This window comes from Serratia sp. NPDC087055 (assembly GCF_044900985.1).
Classification (GTDB): domain Bacteria; phylum Pseudomonadota; class Gammaproteobacteria; order Enterobacterales; family Enterobacteriaceae; genus Serratia.
This window is the reverse complement of sequence record NZ_JBJDOG010000003.1, coordinates 175,968-188,931: the sequence shown is the minus strand read 5'-3', so window position 1 is coordinate 188,931 and position 12,964 is coordinate 175,968. Positions and strand designations below refer to the sequence as shown.

Genomic DNA, 12,964 nt, shown 5'->3' with positions numbered 1-12,964 from the left:
GAGGGCGTTCAGGCACGCAGCTTAAACTGGCGGATATCAATCTGATATTGTTTGATTTTCCGCCACAGCGTGGTGCGGCCAATCTCCAGTAGCTGCGCCATTTCGTTCAATTGCCCGCGGCTGATTTTAGCCGCGCGGATAATCGCCTGGCGTTCCATTTCCGCCAGCGTTAACAGCGGCATACCCGGTTGTGGTTCACTTTCTAACAAAGGTTGGTGGCTCAGCAGGTGATCGGGTAAATCCGCCAATTGAAGGTGGTGGCCGTGGCACATCATCGCCGTGCGTTCGACGATGCCTTTCAACTCCAGATCGTTCCCGGGCCACAAATACAGCCCAAGCTGGGCCATGACTTCATCATCCACCCGGAAGCGACACTGGAAATGTTGCTCCAGCGTGCGCAAATGGTGCTTTACCAGCAGTGGAATGTCGCTAAGCCGTTGGCGCAGTGCGGGGATCTGGATCTCAAACGCCTGCAGGCTGTAAAACAGTTGGCGGCGAAAGCGGTTCTGCTGCACCAGCAACGGGAGATTAGCTGCACTGCTGGCGATCACCCGTACATCAACCGGGATCACGCGGTTAGAGTTGAGCCGCATCACCACGCCAGTCTTCAGCACCTGTAACAGAGCCGACTGCATTTCTGCCGGCAGATACTCTATCTGCTCCAGGTACAGCGTGCCGCCATTGGCAAGTTCAAACTTACTCAGTTGGCCCGCTTCTTCTTCGTTGGCATCGCTACCCAGCAGTTCGCGAAGCCCTTGTGCTTCCGGCAATAACTGGCAGTTGATGGCGATATAAGGCCCGGCGGCGCGCTCGCTGGCATTGTGGATTGCCTGACTGAGCAGCTCCTTGCCGACACCTTCCTCGCCGCACAGCAAGATGGGATGCTGGCCTTTTGCCGCTTGTTGGCCATAACGAATCAACCGGCGCATCTCCAATGAGGCGGAAGGCATCTGTTCAAAACTGTGGCTGACGCGCCCCAACTGGCTGCTGACATACTGGTGCAGCCGTTCAATAGGGTGCAACAGGGCGATAAAGCTACAGCGCTCGCCGTCGAAGATCGGCTTTAGCGTTAATAGCGCGGCGATAAACTGCCGCTGGCTTTCGAAGGTCACTTCAACATGTTGCAGTGGCTGACGCTGGGCAATGGCCCGATTGAGTAAGGCGGGTAGCGTGAGTAACTGTGTCAGTGGTTTGCCTTGGCTGTGCTGTTCGTCGAGCTTCAGCAGCGTCGCGGCACGCTGATTGATGTATTGCAGGTAGCCACGATGATCCCAGGCCATGACGCCGTCATCCACCCCATCGAGCAGACCGTAAAGCTGGTTCAGATGGCGGTTGGACTCTGCCAGCAGGCTGTCGGCATTCAGTGAATTGCCGATCTCGCGTGCCAGTGCCAGCGTCAGAGAAAGATCGCCGGCGGCACAGTCGGCCAGCAGGCAGCCCAGCGCAATGGAACCGCGCTGACGGCCGCTGTTGTCATAAACCGGCGTGGCGCAGAAGGACCAGTCGTGCAGCGCCTGGCGCACATGTTCGCTGCCTCGCACCTGGACCGGGTGCCCCTCCGCCGCCGCCAGCGACGGCGCATTGGTGCCTATATCCCCTTCGGCCCAATAGGCGCCGGGGGTGAAACCCAATAGCTGCAAATGCTCGCGCGTCAGGGGATCGCCGCACAACCATAGCATGCAGCCGCTTTCGTCGAGGATCATCAGCAAGCAGCGGCGCTGTTCCATGTATTCACAGGCGTCTTCCAACGCCGCCTGGCCGAGCGTCAGCAGGTCATTCTTACGCTGACAGATGGAGTTGAAAGTGGCACCGAGCGCACAGTGCGGCGCTTTCCAGACCGCCGGTTGCATCAGGCTGCGGCAACGCAGCCAGGACGCATAAATGGTGGGGGCAGGGCGTTGTGCCGCAGGCAGTTCACCTTCTATCAGGCGTTGCCAACGCGAAGTGTTATCCATCTGATCCCGTTTATTTTGGGTATAAAGCCATCGCATAATGATACCACCACTGGGTGGGGGGCGGGCTGTGAGACGGCTGGCAGAAGCCGTGACAAAACAAAAAAAAACGGAGTGCGGCAAAGGCCGAACTCCGTTTTCAGCGTCGTGCGCGTATTAATTGCGGAATGGGTTACCGCTATTGCGTACTGGCTGGGTTGTGGTGCTTGCTGCTGGCGCAGAGGCGCGGGTGGCCGCAACCGGTGCTGCCGTTTGCGGCGCAGGTGCGTTACCGTTATAGCCTTCAGCGTAAGCGTCCTGTGCGGTGGTCTGTGGCGCGACCACGTCTTGCGACGTAGAAATTGGCTTGCCCAATGCACCGTTCAGCATCATCAGGTCGTTCTCGTTCAAGGTACCGAGTGCGGACTTGATGTTCAATTGGTTAATCAGATAGGTATAACGCGCGCTGGAGAGCTGTTGCTTGGCGTTATACAGCGTACTGGTTGCGTCCAGCACGTCAACGATGGTACGGGTGCCCACCTGATAACCGGCTTCGGTTGCGTCCAATGAACTTTGCGCAGAAACAACGGCCTGTTGGTATGCGTTGATGCTGCTGATAGACGCGTTCACGTTATTGAACGAAGAACGGACTGTCTGCACGACGCTGCGGTGCGCGCTTTCCAGTTGTTCACTGGCACCGACGAAGTTGTACTGCGCCTGTTGCACCTGTGAGTTGGTTTGGCCGCCGCTATACAATGGCACGCTCAGCGATACGCCAATTTGGTTTTGGCCTGCATCAGAGTCTTTATAGCGATCGTTGTTGTGGGTCACCGATCCATTGTATTGGGTGTTGGTAAGGCCAGTTGATGCGTTCAGGTTCACCGTTGGCATGTAGCCAGTTTGCGCCGAGCGGATTTGCTCACGCGCCAGATCCTGGCTCAGACGGGCTGAGAGCAGGCTCAGGTTGCGGCTTTCGGCTTCTTTAAGCAGGTTGTTGACGGCTTCCGGGCGCTTGGTATTGAAGGCACTGGTGTTCAGCGATGCCAGTTCCGGGTAGAAAGTGCCGGTCACCTGGCGCAGGGATTCCAGCGCGTTATCCAGGTTGTTACGGGCAGTCACTTCTGCCGCCAGCACGGTGTCGTAGGATGAACGGGCGTTCTGCACGTCGGTGATCGCTACCAGACCCACGTTAAAGCGTTGAGTGGTCTGATCCAGGGTACGATAAACCGCTTGTTTATTCGCCTGGGTATAAGACAGCGTATCAATGGCGCTCAACACGTTAAAATAAGCCGTAGCGGTGTTGAGGATTAGCGTTTGCGCGGCGGTTTGATACGTCACGTCGGAAATCCCGGCGGTTTTTTCCTGCAGCGTCAGCGCGCGCCATTTGGACATGTCGAAAATAGTCTGGGTCAGGGCCAGCGAGCCGTTGGCTACATTACTGTTGACGCCATTGCTGTCACGATAGCCATTATTGTAATTGTAACCGGCACTCAAACCCAACTGCGGCAGCAGCGGGCTGCGCGCTTCATTGATTTTTTCGAATGCGGCGTCACGGTCAGCGGCGGTTTTGCGCAGATCCGGGTTACTTTCCCTAGCCTGTTTGTAGACCTGCAGCAGGTTCTCTGCCTGGCTCATTGCACTGAAGCCGCCCAGGCTCAGTCCGATAAGAAGGGGGAGCAGTTTCTTCATTTGCATTCCTTGTTGTGCAGCAATATTGCTATGTTAGCGCTGACGATAGACGAAATAGTTGCCGATTCTAGCAGAGTCTCTTGTACGCCTCAGGTGGCTGAATGTGCCATCTTGCGTAACTTTTACCTTTCAGGGCGCCTGTTTACCTTAGTTCAACTGGCTGCGCACGTCACACCTGATATCATGGCTCACAATCTAACATAAAGCCGCGGAAGATTATCCCGCCGTTTCTGTCATCAAAACTGTTTATTTTATCGGCATACTCATGCAGGAGAATTCGCTTATGAGCCACTCACAGCCATCGCCCGTTACTCTCGATAAAAATGATGTAGAAATTATTGCACGTGAGACGCTTTATCGTGGTTTTTTTTCACTCAATTTATATCGCTTTCGCCACCGCTTGTTCAACGGTGAAATGAGCCCTGAGATTAAACGCGAAATTTTCGAGCGTGGGCATGCGGCGGTGTTGCTGCCTTACGACCCGGTACGCGACGAAGTGGTGCTGATTGAACAACTGCGGATCGCTGCGGTCGATACCAGTAGTTCGCCCTGGCTACTGGAAATGGTGGCGGGTATGATCGAAACCGGTGAGAGTGTCGAAGACGTCTGCCGCCGCGAGGCGCAAGAAGAAGCCGGCGTTGTGGTTGGACGTTGTAAGCCCGTATTGAGCTACCTGGCCAGCCCTGGCGGCACCAGTGAACGTCTGTCGATCATGGTGGGTGAGGTGGACGCTACCACAGCGGAAGGTATCCATGGACTGGAAGAGGAACATGAAGATATCCGTGTCCATGTGGTTAGCCGCGAACAGGCTTACCGCTGGGTTGAAGAGGGCGCGATTGATAATGCGGCATCAGTGATTGCTTTGCAGTGGCTGGCGTTGCACCATGAATCGTTAAGAAAAGAGTGGGCTAACTAATGAAACAGCGCTATACCCCTGATTTCCCCGAAATGATGAGAGTGTGCGAAACCAACTTCGCGCAATTGCGCCGCTTGCTGCCGCGCAATGATGAAGTGGGTGAAACGGTGACTTATCAGGTGAACGGCGCCAGTTATCGTCTGACTATTGTTGAATCCACGCGCTATACCTCGCTGGTGCAGATTGAGCAGACCGCACCGGCGGTAAGCTATTGGAGCCTGCCTGCGATGACGGTAAGGCTTTATCATGATGCGATGGTTGCGGAAGTGTGTTCAAGTCAGCAGATCTATCGCTTTAAAGCACGTTATGATTATCCCAACAAAAAGTTGCATCAACGCGACGAAAAGCATCAAATTAACCAGTTTCTTGCTGATTGGTTGCGCTACTGTTTGGCGCATGGAGCGATGGCGGTTCCGGTTTGTTAGACAGACTGAGATAACAAAGGACACCATTTGGAAAGCCTGTTTAAACCGACCGTGGCAAGTGGGGCCAGGGTCAGGATTCTACAAATAACAGATACCCACCTTTTTGCCGGCGAAAATGAGACGTTGCTCGGCATCAATACCTATCGTAGCTATCATGCGGTATTGGACGCTATCAAGGCGCAACAGCGTGATTTTGATCTGATCGTCGCCACCGGTGACTTGGCGCAGGATCATTCATTGGCTGCCTACCGGCATTTTGCTGAAGGTATTGCACGATTGCCGGCGCCTTGCGTTTGGCTCCCGGGTAACCATGATTTTCAGCCAGCGATGGTCGACGCGCTGGCCGCTGCGGGCATTGCCCCGTCAAAACACGTGCTGGTGGGCGATCACTGGCAGGTGTTGTTGCTGGACAGCCAGGTATTCGGTGTACCGCACGGTGAACTGAGTGAATACCAGCTCGAATGGATGGAGCGCTGTCTTCAGGCCTACCCCGATCGCTATACTTTGATGCTGTTGCACCATCATCCGCTGCCTTCCGGCTGCACCTGGCTTGATCAACACAGCCTGCGCAACCCGCATATGCTGGGGGCAGTATTGCTGCGTTACCCGAAAGTGAACACGCTGCTGTGTGGACATATTCACCAGGAGCTGGATCTGGAGTGGCAGGGGCGGCGTTTATTGGCGTCGCCGTCTACGTGCGTGCAATTCAAACCACATTGCACCAACTTTACTATCGACGACGTTTCGCCCGGCTGGCGCTACCTTGACTTGCTGCCCGATGGCCGCATCGAGACACAGGTTTTCCGGTTGGAAAACGACGATTTCCGCCCCGACATGGATTCGGATGGATATTGATGCCTTCTACATTGCTCTACCTGCACGGCTTTAACAGTTCACCGCTCTCGGCGAAGGCAACGTCCTTCAAGGCGTGGCTGGCTGAGCATCATCCGCATATTGAGATGTTGGTGCCGCAGTTGCCGGTTTTCCCGGCGGATGCCGCCGAGATGATCGAGAACATGGTGATGGAGCGTGCCGGGCAGACGATAGGCGTGGTCGGTTCTTCACTGGGAGGCTACTACGCGACCTGGCTTTCACAGTGTTTTTCACTGCCAGCGGTAGTGGTTAACCCTGCGGTGAAGCCGTTTGAGCTGTTGATTGACTACCTTGGCGAAAACGAGAACCCCTACACCGGTCAGCAATATGTGTTAGAGTCACGTCACGTTTACGATCTGAAAACGATGCAGATCGATCCCTTGGAGTCACCGGATTTAATCTGGTTACTGCAACAAACGGGCGATGAAATTCTCGATTATGGGCAAGCGGTCGCCTATTACACCGCGTGCCGACAGACGGTGGAGTCGGGTGGAAACCATGCCTTCGTCGGTTTCGAGCACTACTTCCCCCAGATTGTGGATTTTTTAGGGCTATAACCCGGCTGCGGTTTGAACCACGAAGGGAATCGAGCAGACGCTTCCGGCACCTTCCTTTAACCACGAAAAAATAATCAACGATGACTCAATCCAGCTATAACGCTGATGCCATTGAAGTACTCAGCGGTCTAGAACCAGTGCGCCGTCGTCCCGGCATGTATACCGACACGACGCGCCCCAATCACCTTGGTCAAGAGGTGATAGATAACAGTGTCGATGAAGCGTTGGCCGGTCACGCCAAGCGCATCGACGTGATTTTGCACGCCGATCAGTCACTGGAAGTGATCGACGATGGCCGCGGTATGCCGGTGGATATCCACCCTGAAGAAGGCGTGCCTGCGGTTGAGTTGATCATGTGTCGTCTGCATGCGGGGGGTAAATTCTCCAATAAGAACTATCAGTTTTCCGGCGGCCTGCACGGCGTAGGGATCTCTGTGGTTAACGCCCTGTCGAAGCGGGTGGAAGTTAACGTAAAGCGTGACGGCAACGTCTACAGCATTGCCTTTGAAAACGGCGATAAAGTGCAGGAATTGGCGGTGACGGGCAGCTGCGGCAAGCGCAATACCGGTACCAGCATCCATTTCTGGCCTGACGAACAGTTCTTCGACAGCCCTCGTTTCTCGGTATCGCGCCTCAGTCACTTGCTGAAAGCCAAAGCGGTGTTGTGCCCTGGGGTCGAAATCTATTTCATCGACAAGGTGAACAACACCGAGCAACGCTGGTGCTATCAGGACGGTCTGACCGACTACCTGATGGAAGCCGTCAACGGCCTGATCACGTTGCCGGAAGCGGCGTTCGTCGGTAACTTCTCCGGCGATACCGAAGCGGTAGACTGGGCGCTGTTGTGGCTACCGGAAGGCGGTGAGCTGTTAACCGAAAGCTACGTGAACCTGATCCCAACAATGCAAGGCGGCACCCACGTTAACGGTTTGCGTCAGGGCCTGCTTGACGCCATGCGCGAGTTCTGTGAGTTCCGTAATATCCTGCCGCGTGGCGTGAAACTGTCTGCTGAAGATATCTGGGACCGCTGCGCCTATGTGCTGTCGGTGAAGATGCAGGATCCGCAGTTTGCCGGGCAGACCAAAGAGCGTCTGTCTTCGCGTCAGTGTGCGGCATTCGTTTCCGGCGTAGTGAAAGACGCCTTCAGCCTATGGCTGAATCAGAATATCCAAGCGGCGGAACAGTTGGCTGAACTGGCTATTTCCAGCGCCCAACGCCGCCTGCGTGCCGCCAAGAAAGTGGTCCGTAAGAAGCTGACCAGCGGCCCGGCACTGCCGGGTAAACTGGCCGACTGTACTTCTCAAGATTTGAACATGACCGAATTGTTCCTGGTAGAAGGGGACTCGGCGGGCGGTTCAGCCAAGCAAGCGCGCGATCGCGAGTATCAGGCGATCATGCCGCTGAAAGGCAAAATCCTGAATACCTGGGAAGTGTCTTCGGACGAAGTGTTGGCCTCGCAGGAAGTACACGATATTTCCGTAGCGATCGGCATTGATCCCGACAGTGAAGACCTGAGCCAACTGCGTTACGGTAAGATCTGTATCCTGGCGGATGCGGACTCCGACGGTTTGCATATTGCTACATTGCTGTGTGCGTTGTTCGTGCGCCACTTCAGCTCGCTGGTCAAAGGCGGCCACGTATATGTGGCTATGCCACCTCTGTACCGTATCGACCTTGGTAAAGAGGTGTTCTACGCGCTGGATGAAGAAGAAAAGGCGGGCGTGTTGGATCAGTTGAAACGCAAAAAGGGCAAGCCAAACGTTCAGCGCTTTAAAGGGCTGGGCGAGATGAACCCATTGCAGCTGCGTGAAACGACACTTGATCCTAATACCCGCCGACTGGTGCAATTGACGGTGGATGCGGATGACGTGGATCAAACGCTGGCGATGATGGACATGCTGTTGGCCAAGAAGCGTTCTGAAGACCGCCGTAACTGGCTGCAAGACAAAGGCGATATGGCAGAGCTCTCTGTCTGACCGACTGTCAGGCCCGGCACCTTGCCGGGCCTTCTTCCCGTAGGGGCGTTGCGTGTGGCGCCTGACCACTCAGGGCGGAATGCATGAAAATCACCCTCGAAGAATTATTGGCGTTTACCACGGTTGTCGACAGCGGCTCCATCACCGCCGCCGCCGAACAGCTCGGCCAAACCACCTCCGGTATCAGCCGGGCGCTCAGCCGGTTGGAAAAAAAACTCGAAACGACCCTTATGCGCCGCACCACGCGTCGCTTGGAATTGACTGAAGAAGGGCAAAACTTTCTCAGTCATGCGCGAGACATTATCCGCTCGGTGGAGAATGCGGAAGAACAGATGGCGCTACGCAGGCTGATCCCGGCCGGCAAGCTGCGAGTCAACGCCGCCGCACCCTTTATGGAGCACGTGATCGTGCCGTTGGTCGCAGGGTTTCGCCACAGTTATCCGCAGATTGAGCTGGAGCTCAATACCGACAATCTGATTATCGACTTGCTCGAGAAACGTACCGATATTGCCATTCGTATTGGTGCCTTGAGAGATTCGACCATCCATGCACGTTTGTTGGGTGCCAGCCGCTTACGCATTTTAGCCAGCCCAGACTATCTTGCCCGTAATGGCATCCCTGGCAGTGTCGAGGCGTTACGTGACCACTGCCTGCTCGGTTTCACGCAGCCGGAATCGCTCAATCTGTGGCCGCTGCGCTATCAGCAGGCACAGCATTTTGCCATTACACCGACAATATCCGCCTCCAGCGGTGAAACGCTGCGTCAGTTGGCCTTGCGTGGTGAAGGGATCGTGCAGTTGGCTGATTTTATGACGAGAGACGATCAACGTAACGGGCGGCTCGTGCCATTACTGGCATCGGAGACATTGGACGTGCGTCAGCCCATTAATGCGGTGTATTACCGCAATACCCAATTGGCAGCGCGTATTACCTGTTTTCTGGACTATGTCAGCGCGCATATTGATACGCAGACATTGTAGGGGCCGTCAGGCGGCCCCTGAAGGGCTTACAGTGCGTTACCCAGCACGTGAATGGTTACGCCCAACACGCTGTCTTTGATGGTGTCACGATGGCGATGCATGTGAGCGATATCCAGGTGTTTTTCCAGATGCGCCTGACTGGCCCACTTTTCCAGCATAAACACCGAATCTGGCGATAACTTCTGCCAAGGTGCCTGCGTGTGGCTGTCTACCATCGGCGTATATTCGCTACAACCGTCTTCCGCCAGCACTAAGGGGACCAGTTTCTCAATCGCTTTCAGCACGGTTTCACGGTGGCCGGGTTTGGTCTTGATTTCTGCAATTACGGTGATCATCACTACCTCATTGATTGACATGCATCATGCCAGTTAAGCAAAAATTTCTGTCAGATGCGCGCGATAACGTGCGATGTCGCTGTCGATATCCGGTTGTTTAATCACATCATTACAGATGAAGGTCGGCAGCGCTTCCATGCCCAGGAATTGATTGGCTTTATGGAAGTGCAGGTACACCCCGTCGACCCCGACGCCATGGAAAAACTGATCTGGGTCGGTAAAGGCTTCCAGTGGCGCGTTCCAGGTCAGGCTCAGCATGTATTTCTTGCCTTGGATCAGGCCACCTGAGCCGTATTTCTTGCTGGCATCGGAGCGGGTGCGACCGTCGCTGGCGTACAGGCTACCGTGCCCGGCGGTAAACACTTCATCGATATATTTTTTCAAGATCCAGGGTTCGCCCATCCACCAACCCGGCATCTGGTAAATCACCACGTCTGCCCACAGGTATTTTTGCACTTCGGCGTCGATGTCGTAACCTTCATCGACGACGGTGACCTGTACCTCATGTTGCACATCGCGAAGGAAGCTTTCCGCGACGTCGCTCATGGTCTGGTTGAGTTCGCCATTAGAATGACCAAACTGTTTTTTCGCATTGATAATCAGGATATTGCTCATTTTTCACGGCACCTGTCAGAATGAAAATATGTGATGCTTTCCGCGCCAGAGGGGCGGGAAGCTTTTCGCTGATAGGGAGTGTAATTGTTAGCCGTGTAAGTAAAAATGGGATCCAGCGCACAACAGTGTTGACTCTGAGTCAACAAATGCGCGTCAAATGACGGGATTTCGAATAAAACGAGCGGATGAGCGGGCTTTACCGGACGATTGCTGCGCCATCTGTGACAGCCACCCCGCTGATGAGTTACTATCGCGGACAGAATCAACCCTTTGTCGTCCAGGGATTGCCAAGCCACGGTCTGAGGATAATTGAGTAATGAGTGATCTGACTCATGACGGTGTAGAGCGTTTACCGCTGCACACGTTTACTGAAAACGCCTATCTGAACTATTCCATGTACGTCATCATGGATCGGGCGTTGCCGTACATTGGTGACGGTTTGAAGCCGGTACAACGCCGCATCATCTACGCCATGTCTGAGCTGGGGCTGAATAACAGCGCCAAATTCAAAAAGTCTGCCCGTACCGTGGGGGACGTGCTGGGTAAATACCATCCGCATGGCGACAGCGCCTGTTATGAGGCGATGGTATTGATGGCCCAGCCGTTCTCTTATCGCTATCCGCTGGTCGACGGCCAAGGGAACTGGGGTGCACCGGATGACCCGAAATCCTTCGCCGCGATGCGTTATACCGAATCCCGCCTGTCCAAGTATGCGGAAGTGTTGTTGGCCGAATTGGGTCAAGGTACCGTTGACTGGGTACCGAACTTTGACGGCACCATGCAGGAGCCGAAGATGTTACCGGCTCGCCTGCCCAACATTCTGCTGAACGGCACTACCGGCATTGCCGTCGGTATGGCGACCGATATTCCACCGCATAACGTGCGTGAAGTGGCCGCCGCCGCGGTGGCATTGATCGACAAGCCGGGTGCTTCGCTTGAAGACTTGCTCGAGTTCGTACAGGGGCCGGACTTCCCAACGGAAGCCGAGATCATTACGCCGCGCGACGAAATCCGCAAAATTTATCAAAATGGCCGCGGTTCAGTTCGCATGCGCGCCGTTTGGAAGAAAGAAGACGGCAGTGCGGTGATCACCGCGTTGCCGCACCAGGTTTCCGGTGCCAAGGTATTGGAACAGATCGCCAGCCAAATGCGCGCCAAAAAGCTGCCAATGGTTGAAGACCTGCGTGACGAATCCGATCATGAAAACCCAACGCGGTTGGTGATTGTGCCGCGCTCCAACCGTATCGATCTGGAGCAGGTGATGAATCACCTGTTTGCCACGACCGATCTGGAGCGAAGCTACCGAATCAACATGAATATGATCGGCCTGGACAACCGACCGCAAGTTAAAGGGCTGGTGGAAATCCTGACCGAATGGCTGGCATTCCGCCGTGACACAGTGCGCCGCCGCTTGAACTACCGTCTGGAAAAAGTCCTGAAACGCCTGCATATCCTGGAAGGTTTGCTGGTGGCGTTCCTCAATATCGATGAAGTGATCCACATCATCCGCAGTGAGGACGAACCCAAGCCGGTGCTGATGCAGCGTTTTGGCATTTCTGATACGCAGGCAGAAGCCATTCTTGAACTGAAACTGCGTCACTTGGCGAAGTTGGAAGAGTTCAAGATCCGTGGTGAGCAGGATGAGTTAGCGAAAGAGCGCGATCAACTGCAGGCGTTACTGGCCTCCGAGCGCAAGCTGAATACTCTGATCAAAAAAGAGATCCAGGCAGATGCGCAGGCTTATGGCGACGATCGTCGTTCGCCGATTACCGAGCGTGCAGAAGCCAAGGCGATGAGCGAGCATGACTTCGTGCCGTCTGAGCCGGTGACCATCGTGCTGTCTGAAATGGGCTGGGTGCGTAGTGCCAAGGGCCATGATATCGATCCAAGTGGTCTGAGCTACAAGGCCGGTGACAGCTACCGCAGTGCGGCCCGCGGCAAGACCAACCAGCCGGTCGTGTTTATCGACTCCACAGGCCGCAGTTACGCGCTTGATCCGCTGACGTTGCCTTCGGCACGTGGTCAGGGCGAGCCATTGACCGGTAAGCTGACGCCACCGCCGGGTGCGACCATTGAGCAAGTGCTGATGGCGGCAGACGATCAGAAGCTGCTGATGGCGTCCGATGCCGGCTATGGCTTCGTCTGTACCTTCAACGATTTGGTGGCGCGTAACCGTGCCGGCAAAGCGATGATTACCCTGCCGGATAACGCCAAGGCGCTGGCACCGATGGAGATTCACGGTAACGACGACATGCTGTTGTCGATCACCGCGGCAGGGCGCATGTTATTGTTCCCGGTTGCAGATCTGCCGCAGTTGTCGAAGGGCAAGGGCAACAAGATTGTCTCTATCCCATCAGCGCAGGCCGCATCGGGTGAAGACAAGTTAGCGTGGTTGTTCGTGCTGCCGCCGCAAACCTCTGTGACTCTGCATGTGGGCAAACGTAAGCTGACGTTGCGTCCGGAAGATTTGCAGAAATTCCGTGCGGAGCGCGGCCGTAAAGGTACCTCACTGCCACGCGGGCTGCAGCGAATCGATCGCGTAGAGATTGACGCACCGGCGCGCGCCCCTACAGGTGACAGCGAAGAGTAAGCTCACTGCAGCAGGATAACAAAGCGGGCGCAGCATGCTGCGCCCGCTTGATTTCCCACCATCGGCAATTATTTTCA

Annotated in this window: 11 protein-coding genes; 7 read left to right on the top strand and 4 right to left on the bottom strand. The window is 55.2% G+C overall.

Annotation, left to right across the window (positions count from 1 at the left end; all coding sequences use genetic code 11):
- Window positions 1-8 precede the first annotated feature (8 nt).
- Both dhaR and tolC read right to left on the bottom strand, forming a co-directional pair.
- Entirely contained in the window at window positions 9-1,955 is a 1,947-nt protein-coding gene (dhaR, locus tag ACI2J2_RS17040; RefSeq protein ID WP_404760494.1) for a dihydroxyacetone kinase operon transcriptional regulator DhaR, read from the bottom strand.
- A gap of 153 nt (window positions 1,956-2,108) precedes the next feature.
- A complete protein-coding gene (gene tolC, locus ACI2J2_RS17035) occupies window positions 2,109-3,620 on the bottom strand; it encodes an outer membrane channel protein TolC (RefSeq protein ID WP_404760493.1) in 1,512 nt (503 codons plus the stop codon).
- Between the two features lie 283 nt (window positions 3,621-3,903).
- Between tolC and nudF the strand changes: the two genes are divergently transcribed.
- The 6 genes from nudF to ACI2J2_RS17005 all read left to right on the top strand — a co-directional run bounded on the left by nudF (window position 3,904) and on the right by ACI2J2_RS17005 (window position 9,347).
- On the top strand, window positions 3,904-4,536 hold the full coding sequence (gene nudF / locus ACI2J2_RS17030) for an ADP-ribose diphosphatase (RefSeq protein ID WP_037416554.1): 633 nt from the start codon (window positions 3,904-3,906) through the stop codon (window positions 4,534-4,536).
- The gene (locus tag ACI2J2_RS17025; RefSeq protein ID WP_209637331.1) at window positions 4,536-4,961 is read left to right on the top strand and encodes a DUF1249 family protein; all 426 of its coding nucleotides are present in this window, start codon (window positions 4,536-4,538) and stop codon (window positions 4,959-4,961) included. The genes nudF and ACI2J2_RS17025 overlap by 1 nt, the downstream gene beginning before the upstream one ends.
- A 27-nt stretch (window positions 4,962-4,988) precedes the next feature.
- Window positions 4,989-5,816 carry a 3',5'-cyclic-AMP phosphodiesterase gene (cpdA, locus tag ACI2J2_RS17020; protein ID WP_265555957.1) on the top strand — a complete coding sequence of 276 codons (828 nt, stop codon included), beginning with the start codon at window positions 4,989-4,991 and terminating at the stop codon, window positions 5,814-5,816.
- On the top strand, window positions 5,816-6,391 hold the full coding sequence (gene yqiA / locus ACI2J2_RS17015) for an esterase YqiA (protein WP_209637335.1): 576 nt from the start codon (window positions 5,816-5,818) through the stop codon (window positions 6,389-6,391). The genes cpdA and yqiA overlap by 1 nt, the downstream gene beginning before the upstream one ends.
- A gap of 80 nt (window positions 6,392-6,471) precedes the next feature.
- Entirely contained in the window at window positions 6,472-8,367 is a 1,896-nt protein-coding gene (gene parE, locus ACI2J2_RS17010; RefSeq protein WP_209637336.1) for a DNA topoisomerase IV subunit B, read from the top strand.
- 83 nt (window positions 8,368-8,450) lie between these two features.
- Window positions 8,451-9,347 (top strand): LysR substrate-binding domain-containing protein, encoded by an 897-nt coding sequence (locus tag ACI2J2_RS17005; RefSeq protein ID WP_404760492.1) that lies wholly within the window; start codon window positions 8,451-8,453, stop codon window positions 9,345-9,347.
- Window positions 9,348-9,373: 26 nt separating this feature from the next.
- On the opposite strand, the gene ACI2J2_RS17000 is transcribed toward ACI2J2_RS17005, so the two are convergent.
- Window positions 9,374-9,682, bottom strand: coding sequence for a putative quinol monooxygenase (locus ACI2J2_RS17000; RefSeq protein ID WP_209637631.1), 309 nt, complete (start codon window positions 9,680-9,682; stop codon window positions 9,374-9,376).
- Window positions 9,683-9,715: 33 nt separating this feature from the next.
- On the bottom strand, window positions 9,716-10,297 hold the full coding sequence (locus tag ACI2J2_RS16995; RefSeq protein ID WP_209637340.1) for an NAD(P)H-dependent oxidoreductase: 582 nt from the start codon (window positions 10,295-10,297) through the stop codon (window positions 9,716-9,718).
- A 316-nt stretch (window positions 10,298-10,613) separates the two neighbouring features.
- On the opposite strand from ACI2J2_RS16995, the gene parC reads away from it, so the two are divergent.
- Window positions 10,614-12,887: a DNA topoisomerase IV subunit A gene (gene parC, locus ACI2J2_RS16990; RefSeq protein ID WP_209637342.1), complete on the top strand. Its 2,274-nt coding sequence runs from the start codon at window positions 10,614-10,616 to the stop codon at window positions 12,885-12,887.
- Window positions 12,888-12,964 lie beyond the last annotated feature (77 nt).